Origin of the sequence: Flavobacterium suaedae, assembly GCF_014642915.1 — a bacterium.
Taxonomy (GTDB): Bacteria; Bacteroidota; Bacteroidia; order Flavobacteriales; family Flavobacteriaceae; genus Flavobacterium; species Flavobacterium suaedae.
This window is the reverse complement of record NZ_BMJE01000008.1, coordinates 109586-129940: the sequence shown is the minus strand read 5'-3', so window position 1 is coordinate 129940 and position 20355 is coordinate 109586. Positions and strand designations below refer to the sequence as shown.

14 protein-coding genes are annotated in these 20355 nt (G+C 36.9%); 3 read left to right on the top strand and 11 right to left on the bottom strand.

The annotated features are described in order from the left end of the window. Positions 1 to 5016: FIDD domain-containing protein (locus tag IEW45_RS13965; RefSeq protein ID WP_188621884.1), on the bottom strand; the 5016-nt coding region annotated here is incomplete at its 3' end. 251 nt (positions 5017 to 5267) lie between these two features. Here IEW45_RS13965 and IEW45_RS13960 point away from each other — a divergent pair. Then, positions 5268 to 6167, top strand: a complete 900-nt coding sequence (locus IEW45_RS13960) for a NifU family protein (RefSeq protein ID WP_188621883.1) — start codon at positions 5268 to 5270, stop codon at positions 6165 to 6167. 80 nt (positions 6168 to 6247) lie between these two features. On the opposite strand, the gene IEW45_RS13955 is transcribed toward IEW45_RS13960, so the two are convergent. Continuing rightward, positions 6248 to 7147: a pseudouridine synthase gene (locus IEW45_RS13955; protein ID WP_188621882.1), complete on the bottom strand. Its 900-nt coding sequence runs from the start codon at positions 7145 to 7147 to the stop codon at positions 6248 to 6250. Between the two features lie 29 nt (positions 7148 to 7176). Then, complete coding sequence (locus tag IEW45_RS13950) at positions 7177 to 8097, bottom strand: geranylgeranylglycerol-phosphate geranylgeranyltransferase (RefSeq protein ID WP_188621881.1); 921 nt, start codon at positions 8095 to 8097, stop codon at positions 7177 to 7179. 356 nt (positions 8098 to 8453) lie between these two features. Between IEW45_RS13950 and IEW45_RS13945 the strand changes: the two genes are divergently transcribed. Next, positions 8454 to 9821, top strand: coding sequence for a GH1 family beta-glucosidase (locus IEW45_RS13945; protein WP_188621880.1), 1368 nt, complete (start codon positions 8454 to 8456; stop codon positions 9819 to 9821). On the opposite strand, the gene IEW45_RS13940 is transcribed toward IEW45_RS13945, so the two are convergent. Together IEW45_RS13940 and IEW45_RS13935 are read right to left on the bottom strand one after the other, a co-directional pair. Beyond that, positions 9822 to 10760 (bottom strand): mevalonate kinase family protein, encoded by a 939-nt coding sequence (locus tag IEW45_RS13940; protein WP_188621879.1) that lies wholly within the window; start codon positions 10758 to 10760, stop codon positions 9822 to 9824. A 48-nt stretch (positions 10761 to 10808) separates the two neighbouring features. Next, positions 10809 to 11891 carry a diphosphomevalonate decarboxylase gene (locus IEW45_RS13935; RefSeq protein ID WP_188621878.1) on the bottom strand — a complete coding sequence of 361 codons (1083 nt, stop codon included), beginning with the start codon at positions 11889 to 11891 and terminating at the stop codon, positions 10809 to 10811. A 71-nt stretch (positions 11892 to 11962) separates the two neighbouring features. On the opposite strand from IEW45_RS13935, the gene IEW45_RS13930 reads away from it, so the two are divergent. Then, the gene (locus tag IEW45_RS13930) at positions 11963 to 12439 is read left to right on the top strand and encodes a TspO/MBR family protein (protein WP_188621877.1); all 477 of its coding nucleotides are present in this window, start codon (positions 11963 to 11965) and stop codon (positions 12437 to 12439) included. A gap of 270 nt (positions 12440 to 12709) precedes the next feature. Here the strand turns inward: IEW45_RS13930 and IEW45_RS13925 are convergent, their stop codons facing one another. The 6 genes from IEW45_RS13925 to IEW45_RS13900 all read right to left on the bottom strand — a co-directional run bounded on the left by IEW45_RS13925 (position 12710) and on the right by IEW45_RS13900 (position 20352). Next, entirely contained in the window at positions 12710 to 13291 is a 582-nt protein-coding gene (locus IEW45_RS13925) for a hypothetical protein (RefSeq protein WP_188621876.1), read from the bottom strand. Positions 13292 to 13352: 61 nt separating this feature from the next. Beyond that, on the bottom strand, positions 13353 to 14579 hold the full coding sequence (locus tag IEW45_RS13920) for a BaiN/RdsA family NAD(P)/FAD-dependent oxidoreductase (RefSeq protein WP_188621875.1): 1227 nt from the start codon (positions 14577 to 14579) through the stop codon (positions 13353 to 13355). Next, positions 14576 to 15262: a glycerophosphodiester phosphodiesterase gene (locus IEW45_RS13915; RefSeq protein WP_188621874.1), complete on the bottom strand. Its 687-nt coding sequence runs from the start codon at positions 15260 to 15262 to the stop codon at positions 14576 to 14578. Before IEW45_RS13915 ends, IEW45_RS13920 begins: the two co-directional genes overlap by 4 nt. A 90-nt stretch (positions 15263 to 15352) precedes the next feature. Next, complete coding sequence (locus tag IEW45_RS13910) at positions 15353 to 16501, bottom strand: T9SS type A sorting domain-containing protein (protein ID WP_188621873.1); 1149 nt, start codon at positions 16499 to 16501, stop codon at positions 15353 to 15355. Positions 16502 to 16578: 77 nt separating this feature from the next. Next, positions 16579 to 18012 (bottom strand): alpha-amylase family glycosyl hydrolase, encoded by a 1434-nt coding sequence (locus IEW45_RS13905; RefSeq protein WP_188621872.1) that lies wholly within the window; start codon positions 18010 to 18012, stop codon positions 16579 to 16581. Between the two features lie 18 nt (positions 18013 to 18030). Beyond that, complete coding sequence (locus IEW45_RS13900; RefSeq protein WP_188621871.1) at positions 18031 to 20352, bottom strand: glycoside hydrolase family 31 protein; 2322 nt, start codon at positions 20350 to 20352, stop codon at positions 18031 to 18033. Between the last annotated feature and the right edge of the window lie 3 nt (positions 20353 to 20355).

Sequence of the window (20355 nt, the reverse complement as noted above, 5' to 3'; positions counted from 1 at the left end):
GGTTCCGCTTTCGGCGTATACGTAGATGGTTTGTGTGGTGGTGATTACATCGCCTTCATTTAGCATGGTTCCTGTTCCGCCGGATTCTGTGTAGTAGTTGCCGTCTGCTGTTAGTGCGGGTAGGGTGTAGCCTGTGTCGCTACAGGCGTAGCTGTCTTCTGGGGCGGCTACTTGTGGGGTTGGGGTTAGGGTTAGGTTGAAACTGGTGGTGCCGTAGCAGTCTTCGTCGGTGTTGTTGGTTAGTCTTGCGTAGATGGTGGTGGTGCCTAGTCCTACGGTGTAGGTCTCAGGGGTTGTAATCGCATCTTGGTTGTCTTCGGCTTGTATTAAACTCTCGTGGTAGGTGACTGTAAACAAGTTAGGGTTTTGACCTAGTAAGATGTCACCGTCAAAAGATGTTAAATCAAACTCCTGGCTTCCATTATTATCTGTATCACATACCTGAGTATTCTCCGGTGCTGTTGGAGATGGTGCAGGACTTACAAATATTTCTAATGGAATATACGTAACACACGTTTCATCCAGAGCTCCATCTTGTATTACTCTAAAATATAGTGTTTGCGCAGGGTCCTCTGTTATAGTATATGGATAATCAAGAGGGGCTGTATTATTTTCAGCATCTGCCAGTGTAGGATGTATTGTCATTAATAGATTAACATCAGGAGAAGCATCAGTTATTTGATTTTCCTGATTGGTAATGTCAATTATAACTTCATTATCATCATCCGGTAATTCGCATATTGATATCGGATCAAGAACTACTTCGGCAGGTTTAAGTGTTACAATAATATCAAAAGTCCATATAGCATAGCTATCATCATCTTCATTATTTTGTACTCTTACATATATTGTTTTGGTATTATCAACATAATTTAAAGGGTCTGTCTCAAAGTTTTGCGGATCGCCAATAACTTCACTTCCATCCTCTGCTCCTGTTTCTGTTTCGTGGTATGTAATTGTATAATTAGCAGGGTCTAATAATGTACTAAGCATATTATCCCCGTTTTGGGCTGTAAGGTCTATAACCTCCGGAACATTATGAGGAGCTTCTTTACATAGTGTTATATCTTCCGGTGGCGTTAATACATAAAGATTAAACGGTTTAATTGTATAACAATCGTTTGCAAATCCTGATATGGCTGCATATATAGTTTCTCCATCCGTGCCTTCATATTCATAATCAGGGAATAAAGGTATTGCTTCTCCTGTATCTATTCCTTCATCTGTATCATAATAGTAAACTTCATAATAAGCAGGTGAAGGTAAAAGAGGTGCTGTTGTTATAGCGGTGTTATAAGTAAGATCAAAAGTTAATGGTGCTGTTCCATCGTCAAAAACAAGTATATCCGCAGGCTCATCTGCTTCAAAATCAGGACGAACTTCAATCTCTATTGTATCTGTAAGCTGACAATCAGGGTCAGATACAAAAGAGGCTAAAACGGTATAACTTCCAGACTCTGTAACTGTTATTGTTGATGAATCAATTGGGTTTCCGTCACCGTCTACTATAACTTGTCCATCTTTCTCCCATTCATATATAAAGTCTGCATCTCCCGCATCTACAGAAAGTTCATATTCCTCATTAGGACAAAGTGCTAAACCATTTGCAATTGTTAAATCTCCCGGTAGTTGTGGCTGACCTATATCAAAACTTCCTGCCTCAAGGAATACAGCAGAGTCAAATGCTGTATCGTTATAATCCCCTATTGCAAGTTTTATTTTATAACTATGTCCGGGCACTACAGGTGATGATGCTGTCATTACCACTGTTTGCCCCATCATGTTTATCGCTGAATTTGCAGGATCATCAGGGTTATATTGTCCAAAGTATTCTACGTTTACAGAACCACAACCACCATTATAAGCTGCATCTCTAATATTTGTTACTGAAACAGGAATATTTGTTCCCGGAATCACGGCTAAATTAGCATTTACTACACTACCGTCTGTAAGGTCTGTTAGTAAAAAAGCAAACACATCACTAAAATTACACTGGAAAACACCATATTCATTTGATGCAAATAAGAAGTCAAAACTCATAGTATCGGTTAATGGTACGAAATCAAACTGTAAATAACTTACATCATTTATAGTTCCTCCATTTCCATTATCCTGACTTACTTGTAACAAATCTGCATCTCCGGCTCCTGAAGCTACTGAACTATTTGTAATAGGTGGGTTATTATATTGTCCTTCACAAAGTTCAGCGTTACCGTTACGAATAACTATTCCATCTTTTATAGGGAAGTTTGAGTTGTTTCGCTGAAAATATGCTATACCAAAATCTCCGTTAATATTACCTGCTTGCCATATTATGTTTGAAACGTTTACACATTCTGCCTCAATTAGTACATCTTCAACTAATTCAGGAATTGTATAAGCATATTTATCTACTGTTACAAAATCAGCAGCAGGTAAATCTGTATCAGTACAACCTGGGCAATCCGGTTCAGGATCAGGAGTTTCACTTTGTACTGAAACTTGATTTTGTAGTGGTCCTACACTATTATGATAATCTTCCGGCACAAATATAGTAACTGTATATTGCGCAGACTCCCCTGCCGGTAATACAGGTATAACAGTATTCATTACACCACTACCGCCAACGCCATCGCCTTCCCAGGTCATTAATTGAATTTGATATGGTTTCGGGTCATAAAGTACTACGTTATACGCATCACTAGGCCCCGGGTTTGTTACTGTTATAGTGTATTGAACTTGTGTATTTGACACATATTCATCCTGAAAGTTTGTTTTGAAAGTAACTATGTTTGCCTGAGGATCGGGTGTTGCAGTTAAAGTACACTCCGCACATCCCGGATTAGGATCCGGAGTATCTGAAGTTACTGTTACTTCATTTGTTATATCTGCTGCCTGGTCATAATCACTTGGTATCGGAATCGTTAGGTAATAAGTAACCGAATCATCTGCTTCAAGTAGTGTAATCAAATCAGTAAGGTTACCCGTTCCATTTGAACCGTTACTACCATACCAACTTGCACTTGCAGCATCCAGCCCTGCAGGAATAATATCTTCTACTGATACGTTCTCAGCTGCTCCCGGACCTTGATTAGTTATTGTTATAGTATATACAGCATTTGTTCCTGCTGTATATGTAGTACCTGAATTTAATGTGTGAGATATAACTAAGTCTGCTTCTGTAGCATTCCCATCTGTATCTGTACATTCATCACAAGCTGGCTCAGGGTCTGTAGTGTCAGTTGTTACTGTAGTTTCACTTGTTAAAAGTCCTGTATAGCCCACAGGTATATCTATAGCAATAGTATAGATTACTGTTTCGCCTACTGCTAAAGTAGCTATAGTATCATCAAGTGCAACGTCTGTTCCTGAAGAACCGTTATCGCCTGTCCATGAAAAAGAGGTAATACCAGCAGGTATTGCATTTTGTACTACTACATTTTGTGCATCAAACGGGCCGTTGTTGGTAACTGTAACAGTATAGGTTGATGTTGTTCCCGGCGTGTATACCTCTTGTCCGTTTGTATTTACTACAACAATATCAGCCTGAGCTTCAGGATAATCAGTATCTGTACATGCTTCACAACTTGGGTCTGAATCCTGAGTATCACTTGTAACCGAAGTTTCACTTGTTAAAAGCCCTGTGTAACCGGCAGGAATATCTATAGTAATAGTATAGGTTACTGTTTCGCCTACTGCTAAAGTGGTTATAGTATCATCAAGTGCAACGTCTGTTCCTGAAGAACCGTTATCGCCTGTCCATGAAAAAGAGGTGATACCCGCAGGTATTGCATTTTGCACCACTACATTTTGTGCTGCTATAAGACCATTATTAGTAACGGTTACTGTATATACTGATGTTGTTCCCAGCGTGTATATTTCTTGTCCGTTTGTATTTACTACAACAATATCAGCAGTATCTAATGGGTAATTTGTATCGCTACACTCCCCGCAATCAGGGTTAATATCTTCAGTATCACTTTGTGTTTCAGCAGAAAAAACAAATTCTCCTGTAAAAGTTGCCGGTACATCAGCAGTTAACGTATATGTAATTGTTTCATCAACAGCAAGAGAACCTATTGCATCACTTAAATCACTTATAGTTCCTGAAGAACCATTATCTCCTGTCCATGTTGCCGTAGTTACCTCAACAGGAAGAACAAAGTTTACAACTACATTTTCCGCTTGTTCCGGTCCGTTATTAGTTACAGTTACTGTATAAACTGATGCTGTTCCCGGAGTGTAAACATTTACACCATCGGTACTTTCAACAACAATATCAGCCTGTACGGGCTGATCTATATCTGTACATGGATTACATGCAGGTGTGGGGTCTGTAAAATCTCCCGTTATATACAACTCTCCTGTTACAGGGCCTGAGTAAGAGTCAGGTATATCTATAGTAAATGTATACTCTATTGTTTCTCCAACTCCTATTTCAGTAATAACATCATTAAGGTCTTGATTTGTACCTGATGCTCCGTTACCACTCCAGGAAGAAGCTGTAATACCGGCAGGCAGAGGACTGTTTACTGTTACGTTTTGTGCAGCTTCAGGACCATTATTAAATATTGATATTGTATATACTGACTGAGAACCAAGTGTATAATAATCCTGATTGTTTGTATATTCTACCTGTAAATCTGACTGTAAGTCGTAGTTAACTTCAAATTCAGGAAGTTCTGCTACGTAGTCATTAGGTATTTTAATATTTATGGTATAAGTAACTGTTTGATTAACCCCTAAAACAGGAATGGTATTATTAAGATCTACATTAGTTCCTGAAGAACTATTAGTACCCTCCCACCAAAATTTGGTAATTCCCGGTGGAATTGTAATCCCTGAAGGAATAGGATAATAAACAGTAACGTTTTGTGCAGGGTTTGGTCCATTGTTTGTAACTAAAACCGAAAAGGAAAGGGTTTCTCCTGCTATGTATTCATTATCAGGATTAGTACTGAAAACAACGATATCGGACTGTGCATAAAGCCCAACCGTACTCAAAACTAACAACAGAGTGAGTAATAGTTTTTTCATGTATAGCGATTTTTGAAAGTAGTTTTATTAATTAAATATAAAAATTTTCTAAATTAAATGTTAGATAGCAACAAAGAGCCAAATATAAATAATCGACAACACTTTAGTTATTATTTTTTAAAAAATAACAAAATCTATCACTTTTTTTACATTAAAAGACAGATTTATACTATATAACAACCGAATATTTAAATACCCTACTTACCCAATACGTTTTTTTTATTTTAATTTTGTTTAAAATTTTTTAAGACATGGAAAAAATAAACATAAAATCCACACAAAATCCTGCTATTGTAAAGTTTGAGTTTTCGAACTTTATAGCTAAGAGTGGTAATTATGAATATAAGAATATTGATGAGGCTACTAATTCACCATTAGCAAAGCAGCTTTTTTATCTTCCGTTTGTAAAATCAGTATACATATCAGGTAACTTTATAGCTATAGAAAAATACTCTATTGTAGAGTGGGCTGATGTACAGGAAGATGTTGCACAACAAATAGAAGAGTTTGTAAATAATGGCGGTATTATAGTTACCGAAGATACTTCTGAAAAGAAAAAAATACCTGTTACTATATATGTAGAAACTACACCAAACCCATCGGTAATGAAGTTTGTGTATAACAGGCTGTTTACTAAAATTCCTGCTGAGTTTAAAAATATAGATGAAACAGGAGCGTCTCCGCTGGCAAGAGAGCTTTTTAAATTACCTTTTGTTAAGGAAATTTTTATTGATGAAAACTACGTGTCTGTAACCAAATATGATGTTACGGAATGGGATGAAGTTACCGGAGAAGTACGCTCGTTTATAAAAACATTTATAGAAAATGGCGGTACTGTTATAGATGAGTCATTAATACAGCAATCATCTCAGGCAGAGAAACACCAAGATGCTTATTTTGATGCGCTTGATGTAACCTCACAGCGTATTGTAAATATTCTTGAAGAATATGTAAAACCGGCTGTTGCAGGTGATGGTGGTAACATTGCTTTTGAGGGGTATGATGAAAAAGAAAAACGTGTTACTGTAACCCTGCAAGGTGCTTGTAGCGGTTGCCCTTCCAGTACCTTTACTTTAAAGAGCGGTATAGAGAACATGTTGAAAGATATGCTTAACGATAACGCTATTACTGTTGAAGCACTTAACGGATAAGCACATTTTTAAGTTTAGAAACAGTTAGACATAAAAAAATCCCGCAGTAGCGGGATTTTTACTTTTATGTAAACTTAAACTTATATGTTTTTCAAGTTTATTATTTCCTGCTCAGTTAAAAAACGGAAATTACCTCTTGGCAAGTTCTTTTTTGTTAACCCTGCAAAAACAACACGGTCTACCTTTACAACATCATAACCAAAACTTTCAAAAATAGAACGCACTACTTTTACGTTAGGTGTTCTTAGTTTTATACCTATTTCAGTTTTTGGTTCGTTTTCTACATAACTTACCTCATCAACAAATAATCTGTGTTCGCCAAGATGAACAACTCCGCCATTCAGCTTTTCTAAATCCTCAAACTTTAAGCTTTTACCAAGTGTAACCTGGTATATTTTAAATGACTTTTGGTTGGGTTGCGAAAACTTGCGCTCTAGGTCACTGTCATTAGTTAATAATAATAAACCTGTAGTATTTTTATCCATACGCCCTATAGGTCTAAGCTTTGCATTTGTAGCACTGCGTACCAACTCTACTATATTGCGCATACCCGCTTCCCCATCGCCTGATGTAGCAAAGTTCTTCGGCTTATTTATTAAAATGTATTCTTTCTTTTCAGGAGTAATGTTTACACCGTCAAACTCAACCTTATCGCTAAGTTTAACTTTATACCCCATCTCGGTAACTACCTCACCATTTACTTTTACATTACCTGACTGAATATAAATATCCGCATCTCTACGGGAACACATTCCGGAGTTACCTATATATTTATTCAATCTTATTTCATCAGAGTTAGTTTTTGGCTTAGCACCTCCTGCTTTTGGTTTGCTATAGGGCTTACCCTCCCCTTTTGGGGTTTTATAATTACTATTGTAAGTGCTTCCTGCCTTACCTTTATTATAACCTGATTGCTTTTCGTTTCTTTTATTACCCGGGGTTCCTTTTCCCTGTGTATTTCTTCTTCCGTTATTACTCATCTGCACAAAACTTTTTTGCAAAGATATAATTAAATAACTGATAAAAGTCTGCGTCCGTGTACTAATACTGAAGGTTCTATAAGTACTATACTAAACACACCCGCAACTATTAAAAACTTTAAAATATTATGCAGTTCTAAATATTGTTTTTTGCTCTTTGCTTTCCACAATCTGGTAAGGAAGTATATAATTACTATCATACCCGCATAAAAGTAAATATCCATGTAACCCACATCATATTCTGCCACCAGCAAATACACCGGTATAATAGTAAAGAATATTAAAAGGGTAATGATTTGTTTTGATGTTTTTTCACCAAACATAACAGGTATGGTTCTGTAATTATTTACAAAATCTCCTTTTACATTTTCCAGGTCTTTTATTAGCTCACGGGTTAAAATTAATAAGTAAAGAAAAGTAGCATGTGCAAAAATTACCTCGTAAAAATTTTTAAAGTACATTAATATTCCGAAAAAAGGTAACACTGCCAAAAATGCAGCGGTAAGGTTGCCAATTACAGGGTACTTTTTCAGTTTGTGAGAATAAAACCATATCAGGAATATATAACCTGAAAAGAAAATAAACGCCCGCCATGAAACCAACAACGCAAGGAATGCAACCACAAAGTTTAAAGTAAAGTATACATATAACTTTGTTTTTTGACTCACCAGCCTGTCCAACATCGACTTTTTAGGGCGATTGATTAAATCTTTCTGTGCATCGTAAAAATTATTAATAATATATCCTGAGGCTATTGTTAACGATGAGGCTAAAACAATAAGAAATAAATTGAAGTCTAAAATAACATCAAGTGCACGACGTTCCCTGTCTAAAATAAATACAGCCGAAATATATTGCGCCATTGCAATAACCAAGATATTATAGCCCCGCACTACTGAGAAAAGGCTCACTACTTTCATCAAAAGTAATTTGGTTTTTCTTGATGCCATAAAGCTATATTTTCGGGTTACTTGTGTTATGGTTATTTAATAGTGTAAATATATAAAACTATACCGCTTAAAATTCTCACATTTAACACACTCTTTCTTGTTTAATAATAAACGAACAGTAAACACTTTTCAGTATAATTTATTTTAGTATTGTGGCAAAACATTAATAATTTGATAACAGCAAAAAGCATTTATAGTAATATTAATAGCCGTTTTTTGTTATCAAACAGTTAGTTATGAAAATCTTCAGCCTAAAAATATTCAATTTCTTCCGATTGAGAGAATGGCTTTTCCTTAGGGCAATGCAATCATTCTTCCATCATTAATAACTGTCGCACTGTATAGCTCTGCGCAGTATGAAATATAACAAACCCTCCGATTTACATCAATCACATTTTGGAGACGATTTTAAATGGGGTGTTGCTACGGCAGCATTTCAAACCGAAGGTGCTTGTAATGCACATGGTAAAGGTGCTTCTATATGGGATACTTTTACCGCGAAAAAAGGCAGAGTAAAAAGCAACCATAGTGCTGAAATAGCTTGCGATTTTTATAACTCCTACAAAAAAGACATTGATTTACTTAAAGAATTAAACATACCTAACTTTCGCTTTTCTATAAGCTGGACACGTATACTACCAAACGGAACAGGAGAGGTTAATCAAAAAGGCATAGACTACTATAATAATGTTATAGATCATCTGCTTGAAAATAATATAGAACCTTGGGTTACGCTATACCATTGGGATTTACCTCAAGCACTTGAAGACAAAGGAGGATGGACTAATAGAGAGGTTATACACTGGTTTAGTGAATTTACGGCAATATGTGCTAAACAATTTGGTGACCGTGTAAAAAACTGGATGGTAATGAATGAGCCTTCAGTATTTACAGGTGCGGGCTATTTTTTAGGCATACATGCCCCGGGTAAAAAAGGTCTCAGCAATTTTTTAAAAGCGGTGCACCATGCAACTTTAGCTACAGCAACGGGAGGGCGAATATTGAGAGAGCATTTGCCCAATGCCAATATAGGTACTACTCTATCGTGTACTAATATAGAGCCTGCTTCTGCAAAAAAGAAAGATATAGCCGCTGCAAAACGTATAGACACACTTTTAAACAGGGCTTTTGTAGAGCCTTTACTGGGTTTAGGCTACCCCATGAAAAGCCTTAAAGTATTACGGAAGTTAAAAAAATATATGCTGCCCGAAGATGAAAAGGCAACGCAGTTTGATTTCGACTTTATAGGGATACAATGTTATACACGCGAAGTAATAAAATCATCATTTTTTACACCCTATATAGGAGCAAAACTTGTAAGTGCAGAAAAGCGTGGTTTACCTACTACCGAAATGGGTTGGGAGATACACCCGCCATCCCTTTACCATATGCTAAAAAAGTTTAATGCTTATCCGCAAATAAAAAAGATAATTGTAACCGAAAACGGTGCTGCTTTTCCTGACAAAGTAATTAACGGAACAGTAAATGACACTAAACGTACTAAATACATACAGGAGCATATTGCTCAAGTAATGAAAGCGCATAAAAAAGGACTAAAAATAGATGGTTACTTTATATGGACTTTTACCGATAACTTTGAATGGGCAGAAGGTTACCATGCCCGCTTTGGGTTAGTACATATAGATTTCGATACACAAAAGCGTACCGTAAAAAACTCAGGGTATTGGTACCGTGATTTTTTAAGTGATAAAAATAAAAGCTAATTAAAACTGATACACTACTTCCAGTTTATGTCCGTCAAGGGCTTTTTTGGCTTTTTCAAGGTCTTCGGTAAAACCAAGTATATAACCGCCGCCACCGGAACCACATAGTTTTAAATAGTAGTCATTAGTTTCAATTCCTTTTTGCCATAGCTCATGAAATTGCTCCGGTATCATCGGCTTAAAGTTGTTTAATACTACTTTAGACAGCTTTTTGGTATTAGAGAAAAGCGACTTAAAGTCACCATGTAAAAAGTTCTCCACACAAGCATCAGTATACTTAACAAATTGTTTTTTAAGCATATCTCTAAAGCCTTGTTCTTTCAGGTTTTCCATAAATATAGAAACCATTGGTGCAGTTTCGCCTACTATCCCCGAATCTAATAAAAACACAGCTCCTTTACCATCTGTTATCTGGCTGGGTATACCTGCTGCTTCAATATTATCTTTAGAGTTTATAAGTATAGGAATACTTAAATAGCTATTCAGTGGATCAAGCCCTGAGCTTTTACCATGGAAAAAGGCTTCCATTTGCCCAAATATTTCTTTAAGCTGTATTAATTTCTCTCTGGTTAAATTTTCAAGAACCGTTATTTTATTGTGGGCATAGCGGTCGTATATTGCTGCTACAAGCGCACCGCTACTACCTACTCCATACCCCTGCGGAATGGTAGAATCAAAATACATCCCTTCCTCAACGTGTTGCTTTAAAGCATCAATATCAAACGTAACTAAGTCAGGTTGGTTTTGCTGTAACTCTTCAAGATATGCTGCAAAACGCTTTAAACTTTCGTTTGATTTAACTGCCTGCTCGGTTGTATTTTCATCTCTCTTTAAAGCCCCGTTATAAAAGTTATAGGGAATAGATAACCCTTTGGAATCTTTAATAATTCCATACTCTCCGAAGAGTAATATTTTAGAGTAAAACAAAGGTCCTTTCATCGAGGTAATTTTTATTAAAGGTAATCAAAAAACAATAAACCTTAAAATTTAATATTTTTCGGCACCATTACCAATACTGTCACAAATGTACTGACTGTTTTGGCATAATGCAACTAATTCATTCTTAATAAATTCCAAAACTTTTTCTTTTACACTCTCAGGATATAATACATGCACATTAGCTCCTGCATCAAGTGTAAAGCAAACAGGTGCTTTTGTTTCCTGCCTAAACGCCAATATTCTGTTAATAATTTCCAGTGTGTTAGGCTTCATTAATATAAAATATGGCGATGAAGTCATCATCATAGCATGCAGGGTTAAAGCTTCACTTTCTGTTATTGCAATAAACTTTTCAATATTACCGCTTTCTAATGCTGATTTTATAGCCGAAAGATTGTCATGTGCCTGAGTGAAACGCTGCTCAGCAAACGGATGACCATGCATAAGACCATGCCCTACCGTACTGGAAACTTGTTTCTCGCCTTTATCAACCAACAGAATAGTGTCTTGATAGTTTTTAAAGTTATCATGTATTACATACGGAAATGCTATACCATACAGATTTGAACTTTCCAAGAAATCGTTATGCGCTCCCCACTCTACTACATTACCTTTTACACTTCTGCATGCACTGCCACTACCTAACCTTGCCAGGAAAGATGCTTTTTTATAGAAATAATCATCAGTCATATCGGGGTTAAGTAATTGCTCCAAACTCATTAAGTTCATAGCTAATGCTGCCATACCCGAAGCAGATGAAGCTATACCGGAACTATGCGGAAAAGTGTTTTGGGTATCTATAGTAAAGTGATAGTTTTTTAAAAAAGGCAGATAAGCCCCTACTCTCTCAAAAAACTTTTCAATTTTAGGACGAAAACTTTCCTTTGGTTGCCCTTCAAACAATAAATCAAAAGAAAAACCTGAATTATTATCTCTTTTTTCAAAAGATAGTTCTGTAATAGTTTTACAATTATTCAAAGTAAAACTTACAGAAGGGTTAGCCGGTATTTGATTGTCTTTTTTACCCCAATATTTTACTAAGGCAATATTACTGGGAGCACTCCACTTAAAATTTGCTTTATCAGCACTATGGGTATACCCTGAAGGGATAAAATCCTTTTCGGAAAGCATATCTTAAAAATTTATGCAAAGATAGCTTTTTGCTGTAACTTGTTTAGTATTTTTGATAAAAACAGCAGTATATGCAAAAAGCTTGGAGAATAGTAGTAATGGTACTGATATGCCTTGGTGTAGGTTATATTAGCAGTAAAGTAACACAAGAAAGCGTAACCACTTGGTACACTACTATACAAAAACCGTTTTTTAATCCGCCAAACTGGGTGTTTGCTCCTGTTTGGACAGCGCTTTACATTGCTATGGGAGTAGCCGCAGGGTTAGTATGGAACAAAATAAATGCACACCCTAAATTGGCTAAAAAAGGGCTCTTATTATTTATAGTTCAACTTGGGTTGAACTCATTATGGTCCTACCTGTTTTTCGGAATGCAAAACCCATTATTGGCATTAATAGAGATTGTTATTTTATGGATAAGTATTTACTTAACGCTTACAACCTTTATAAAAGTTAATAAAGTAGCCGGTTACTTGTTTGTGCCTTATCTGCTTTGGGTATCGTTTGCTATGATACTCAACATATCAATATGGTGGTTAAACAGATAAATAAATTATTCTTTATGGCTTATTTTTCGTATTGTTAATGCAAGTCGTTTACAATCTAAATAAGCCCAGTATAAAAATAGCAGTAAAAACTTTTTCATAGCAAGTTTAATTGTTTAGTATTATGTAGATGCAATACTTTAAAAACAGTTGTGTTAAAGTTTTTATTGCCTTGAATTTTTAACATTATAACAGTTTACTTTTTAAATACTTTACCCCACCAACAAAAAAAGTCCCTTTATCAGGGACTTTAATAAGCTATAAATGCTATTATTAATTCTTTAATATTACATACCAGTCCCATTCGGCAGGGTTCCCTACACCCACACTTGGTGTATATAAAAACAGGTTAATTTTTGAATCCGGGTTGCTATCACGGTATTCTTGTACTATTTGAAGATTATCAATAGCACCCCATATTGCAGAATAGTCTATCGATTCAGGGTAGTAATTATATTCACTATATTCTATAATTTGAAAATTATCTTCCATAGGAAACGCAACTGTTTCATCAACAGATAGAAAATCATCTGCTGTATTAAGTGTTTCAGGGTAGGTCATTTCTCCTAATCCCATCCAAACTATATCACCTGCAAAAATAGTTTCATTAACTTCTTCGTATTTTAATGTAATATCTCCAAAGTCGCCCGGCTCATTATAAATGGTACTGATAGTAAAACTATTTGCTTCAGGAAAAGTAAGTTCTTTTCCTCCTTCAAAAACATTTGTTTCTAAATCTACTTTAAGCATTACTACTTTATTAGCAGTAGGTGTTTCCTGTACAGGGTTTGAATCGTCTGACGAGCATGATGCTAAAAGGGCTACCAGCCCAAGTGATAAGATAAAATTTTTCATAATACAATTTTTTAATTAAGTGTTTTATAATGAGATACACTATTAGTAAAAAAGTTGCGTATTATGCATTATTTTTTTCTGTAATAGATTGTGCTGCAATGAATCCGCATGTCCATGCATTTTGAAAATTAAAGCCACCTGTAATGGCATCTATATCTAAAATTTCACCTGCAAAGTATAGGTTTTCTACGAGTTTGCTTTCCATTGTTTTAAAGTTAACCTCTTTTAACTCTACACCACCGGCAGTAACAAACTCTTCTTTAAAAGTACTTTTACCATTTACCTGAAATTCTCCTTTCGTAAGCTGACTTGCTAATGCTTGCAGTTGCTTGCCTGAAATATCTGCCCAGCGTAAATCATCTGTTATATTTGCTGCTGTAACAAGGCTCTCCCAAAGTCGGTTAGGTAAATCAAACGGTGATTTTTTCCCTGCTAATTTCTTAGCCTGTTCCTGCTTTATATCTTTTAACTGTTCTAAGCAGTCCTCATAATCAACATCATTCAACCAGTTAACTTGTAAAACAAATTGATAGTTTTTTTCAGCGAGTTCTCTTGCTCCCCATGCTGAAAGGCGCAATATTCCGGGACCACTCATCCCCCAATGCGTTATTAATAATGGTCCTGATGCCTCCAACTTCATACCTTTTACTTTTACCGAAGCTAAGGCAGAAAGCCCCATTAACCCTTTAATTCTTTTATCTTTTATATTGAAGGTAAAAAGTGACGGTAAAGGCGGCACAATAGTATGTCCTACACCTTTAAGCAGTTCCCAGATTTTAGGATTACTGCCTGTTGCCATTACCAAATCAGTACAATAGTAATGTTCCTTTTTGGTTTCTACTTTCCAATAATCATCTGCTTTGAATACAGACTGTATGCTTTCGCCTGTAATTACTTCTATCTTTAATTTCTCTGTAGCTTTTAAAAAACAATCAATAATGGTTTGCGAACTATCGGTTACAGGAAACATACGCCCGTCTTCTTCTATTTTTAGTTCTACTCCGTGCCTTTCGAACCACTCTATAGTATCGCCACTGCAAAAACGGTTAAATGGTCCACGCAATTCTTTTTCGCCACGCGGATAGAACTTCACTAAATCATTCGGGATAAAACAGGCGTGTGTAACGTTACAACGCCCGCCACCCGAAATACGGACTTTACTCAACACCTCGCTGCCACGTTCCAGTATGGCTATTTTTAAATTCGGATTGATTTCAGCAATATTAATAGCCGTAAAAAAACCTGCTGCACCGCCTCCTGCAATAACTACATCAAAACTCTTACTCATAAACGTTCAGGATAATCAGATATAATACCATCTACTCCATAATCTTTTACACGGGCTATATCATCCGGTTCGTTAACTGTCCAGGTATATACTCTTAGCCCTGCATTGTGGGCACGCTTCATATTATCTTTAGTTAATAGCGAAAAATGCGGGTGTATTGCTTTTGCAGAAAACTCCTCTGCCCACTCCCATGCCTGCGCTACACTTGCTTGTGTAAGTATACCTAAATGTACATCAGGGTTTAGCTCACTCATTATTTTAAGTTCTTCATACTGAAAACTGGAAACTATAAAATCAGTATAGCTATAGCCTTCTTCATCTACATACTTTTTTAATAATGCTGCCAATGGTTTTGCGGTATGCCTACCTTTCATTTCTATATTTACATAGCATTGACTGTCTATTGGTTTTAAAACTTCTTCCAGCGTAGCTATTTTATGCTCTCCTTCAACATCCAGCTCTTTAAGTTCTGACAGCGATAATTTATGCACCTCTCCTGTTCCGTTTGTAGTACGGTCTACAGTAAAGTCATGAAATACTACCAATTCCCCTGTAGCGCATACATGCACATCGAGTTCTATTGCATCAACTCCCATCTCAAGTGCTTTTGCAAATGATGCCAGTGTATTTTCAGCAACATGACCTTTTGCTCCTCTATGCCCTATTTTTAAAATGTCCGCCATATAAAAGTTTTGGTAAAGATACTTTTAAAAAAGTAAAAAAGCCCAAGCTATACGCTTAGGCTTTTATTAGGATATATAAACGTATACTCTTTACTTTTTAACTACTTTAAGCGTTTGTACTGAAGCACCTGTATAAACTCTTGCAAAGTATACCCCTGAAGCAAAACTACTTGTTTCAACAGTAGTAGCTGACGCATTTACAGCAGTATTGTATACTGTTTTACCTGTAATATCAACTATTTCTAATTGGCTTATGTTTTGGTTTACTGCTTCGAAATTCCAAACAGTAGCTGAAGGGTTTGGATAAACAGACAGCTTATTTACAGTAAAACCTTCTCTGCCAGCAGTTACATCGTCAAAGTTATAAGCCCCTGTTTCTCTGTTAAAACTTACATTGTAAGTTCCTGCTGGAATAGGAATGTTTGTTGCTCCTCCCTCTGTAGAACCTACACCTGAAGGGAACTCAGTACTACCCCACCCGGGGTTCCAGTCATGGTTAAGTCTGAATTTACCATCTCCTCCTGCAGAGGTAAGTGTGTAGGTATAATTTATACCATCGGTAGTAGCCATATCAACATCTGTATTCCAGTCTACAATACCATCACCTATCATACTTATAGTAACAAAATCAAAACTATAGGCTTTAGTATCTAAATTGAAAGTAATGTTATAACTGTTTGCTAAAACAGGTATCTGCTGACCTTCTACTGCTGTACCTGAAGGGAAATCCGAACTTCCCCAAGAAGTACCATCAACCGAAAAAGCAACATTACCTGCATCAAGCGCAACATTATTCGCACTATAAGTAATCCCGTCAGTAGTAAACATTTCTAAAGGTACTGCATCTATCTCAATATTAACTTCGCTAAAGCCTGTAGCTACAAAACTATACTGCAATGTGCTTAAATTAAAAGTTACATCATAAGTACCATTAACAGCAGGGATATTTGCCCCGCCCGGTGATGCAGTACCTGAAGGAAAGCCGTTTCCTCCCCAGTTGTCTGTCCATGCATCATCCTTTCTGAATTTTACGCCGGGATCAATTCCTGAACCTTCTTCCGGCACAACAATCTCTACATCATTAAGTGTATAAACTACTCCGTCGGTAGTCATCATGTCTGTGTCTGAATCCCACCCTGTAGCGGTAGAACCTCCTAACATTCCAATGTTGTCAAACTGCGCAAACGTTATAGTTGTGCAGGCAAACATGGCCATTAAAAAAAGTACTCTTTTCATCATAAAAAATAAAATTTTAGTTAATAAATAAGTGACTATAAGTAAAAAATAACCCCGTGCAAATGCACGGGGTTATATGTTTATTCTGTTACTATAATATATTGCCAAGGCGCAAACTCATGCTGCTGCCCTTCTTCAAAAGTTATTTTCTCTCCTGTCATATAATTGATATAAGTACCGGTTACAGGCAGCGTAAATGTTTTAGCTGATTTAGAAAGGTTAGCTATATACCATGCCTTTTTACCGTCTTTTTTCCTTTCAAAAGCCAATATGTTAGTATCGTCTGATGTTTTTATACGATTGTAAGCCGCAGGGTTTTTACCGCCATTAAGGGCTGCATTTTCATTTTTAAGCTTACCCAGTTTTTCATATACTGCATACATTTTTTTCTTTTCTTTCGGAATGCTGTCCTTCTCGAAAAATTTAAGTCGACGGTCAACATCATACTCTTGTCCTGTATAAATCAAAGGCATACCCGGAACCATATACGTAAGGGCTGCAAAAGTTTCCGCACTTTCTCCTAATCTCTGTATTGCGCTGTCATTCCAGGAGTTTTCATCATGGTTACTGGTAAAATTCATCATAATATCACTCCTGTCATACATACTGTCTTTTTTTACCATATAAGCATCAATATCTGCAACTGTTTTTTCTCCTTTGGCGACATCATTCATTATGTGGTGTAAATCCCAACCGTAGCCCATATCAAATATTCCTTTAAAAAGGTAAGGTTTGTTCGATTCCATCAGCATGAATACAGGCTTCACCTCTTCAAATTCCGGTACGGCGTACTCCCAAAACTCTGTAGGGACATTATCCGCCACATCACAACGGAAACCATCTAAATTATGCTCCTTTATCCAGAAAAGCATTTCGTTTTTCATAGGCTCATACAGCTCTTTGCTTTCATAGCTTAAATGCGCTACATCTGTCCATCCCCAGCTTTCGCCTGTTACAGGGTTAATCGGGTCGGTTACTTCCCCTTTATCATTTTTATAATAATATTCAGGGTGCTCGGTAATCCATTTATGATCCCAGCCTGTGTGGTTAGCCACCCAGTCCAGTATTACATACATGCCGTTATCATGGGCTGTTTTTACCAGATTATCCAAATCCTCCATACTACCCATATCCGGGTTTACGGCGGTATAATCAGTAATAGCATAGTAGCTGCCTAAATATTTCTCTTTCTCTTTCGGGTCTTTAATATCCTCTATAGAAAGGTCGCCTGTCGCTTTTCTGTTTTTCATGGAGATAGGGTAAATCGGCATCAGCCAGATTACTTTTACTCCCAACTGTTTTAACTGCGGAATGTCTTTCGCAAAAGCGTTAAAAGTACCCTCTGGCGAATAGTGGCGGATGTTAGCTTCATATATCACGCTGTTTTCCATCGTTGGGGCAAGCTCGTCTTTTGTTTCTGTTTGAGCCGTTTCAACAGAATCCTGCTCTTTTTTATCGTCTTTACAGCTAATGAATGCTGCAAGCATTACACCTAAAAGGATTGTTTTTTTCATTATCGTTTTTGTTTCTGTTTATTGTAATTCAAATTCAATTTTAGCGGTTTCTCTGGCTTTAATAACTACTGATTTTTTATAGTCCACGCCATTAGTAATAACTGAAAACATTACTTCTCTGTCCTTTTTAGAGTAACCATATCCTACCTCCGAATCTATTGTAATGATTACTTTATTCTTTTTTACTTTGCTTTTAAAATGGAATATTTGATACATACCTTTTTCATAAGCGTTAGCAGTTTTACCATCGTCTTCATACAATATGCCCCAGCTTTCCTTAACATCAGGGTCATAATAATATTCTACTTCCAGCTTGGCAGCAGCATATCTTTCCGTAGATTGAATATCATCAGCTACATACGGCACAAAAGAACCTCCCCTGAAAAAGAAAGGAATAAAATCTTCTTTCGTGTCAACCATTACAGTAGAACCTCCTTCGTACATTTTATTATCATAAAACCAATTACTGCCTTTCGGGAAATATACTTTTCGCTGTTTTATACCTTTTTGCAGTATCGGCGCTACCAGTATATCATCGCCCCATAAATATTCATCTGCTACAGTGAATAATTGTTTGTTATTTGGTTCTTCAAAAAATAACGGACGCATTAACGGATAGCCCCTGTAATTATTCTTGAAAGCCATAGTATAGTTATACGGCAGCATACGGTAACGTAACTCAATAGCTTTTTTAGCTAATGCTTTTGCTTTCGGACTCCTGTATATTGGTTCGGAAGCAAGGGTATCCTGTGCATGTGGTCTGAATACAGGCTGAAACACGCCATATTGCAACCAGCGGGCATATAATTCGTCATCATCATTATAGCCTGCAAAACCACCTAAATCGCTATGCATATAGCTAACACCCTGCATCCCCATTTGCATGGCAATTTCAGGTTGCGACTGTAATCCTTCCCAACTCCTGTCTACATCGCCGCTCCAGGGAATCATGCCATAACGCTGCGTACCCGAATAGCCTGCACGCATTAGTATAAAGGGTCTTTGTTTAGGAAAATCTTTTTTATAGCCTTCTGCTACCAATTTAGCCCATTCATTACCGTAAATATTATGTACCTCATCGGCAGATAATCCTCCTGCATGCTGTACGTATGAAGGGTGTACTTCCGGTTCGCCCAAATCGCCCCACCATCCGGCTACACCCATGTTGATATAATTTTTATAAATGTTCCAAAACCATTTACGCGCATCGGGTTTCCATAAATCAACAATACCTGTAGTACCAAAGTAAAATTCATAGGTATAAGGCTTGCCATTTTCATTAGTAGCTAATACGTTATTATCTACCGCTTCCTGCCAACGGTTACTGGTAGTAAGTATAAAAGGCTCGGTTATTAATACCGTTTTTACATCCTGCTCTTTCAGGTCGGCTATCATTTTTTCAGGCGTAGGGAAACTGTCCTTATAAAACTCAAGGTTACCCATTGTGCCCTTTATTTCTTTACCGAACCAATATAAATCCAGCACTATGGCATCCAGTGGTATTTTTTCCTCTCGGAATTTCTGTACCACTTCCCTAACCTGCTTTTCGCTGTGATAACCGAAACGGCTGGCAAAGTTACCCAACGTCCACCGGGGAGGCATAGGTTGCCTCCCTGTGAGTTGTGTGTAGCTTTCCATAAGTTTGTACCAGTTATCGGCAGCTACTACCTGATAGGTTTTGCGTCCACTAATGGTTTCATACTCCAGCGTATTGTCTTTTTTACTGTCAAGGTCGAGCCAGCCGATTGGAGCATTATCAAAATGTACCGCATATATTTTTGATGATAATACTAACGGCATGGTAAAGTTTAATAACTCCGACCTATCGCCGTAACCATAATGTGCCCTGTTGTATAGTTGCAATCGGTTCCCTCTTCGGTTCATGCCTAAAGCACGTGCGCCACCACCATATAAGGCTTCCTCTGTACTGAGATTAAATTGCAATACTTCGGTACTGTCTTTCTTTACATAGCCTTCTTTTTCGGAAAGCAGGAGTTTATCTCCGTAATAATAGCTTATCCTGAAAGGTGATTTTTCAATAACCACTTCAACGCCTTTTGTAGCGAAGGTTATTTTATCTTTCTTGTCTTTAAATTTCAATTTTACCTTTTCGGGTTGCATAACCACCGCATGCGATTGCGGATTATACTCCTCCCCTTTCGGAATAAATGAGGTTTCAATGATATTGTCAGAATATGGTTTTATAATGTAAAACCCGTCAGTCATTACCAATTCAAGACGGTCTTCAAAATACTGTGTACTTTGTATTTGCCTGTCAGCATTTTGTGCCGAAACAACCGCAGTAAGAAATAGAAACGCTATGTATGCTATATGCTTCATAAA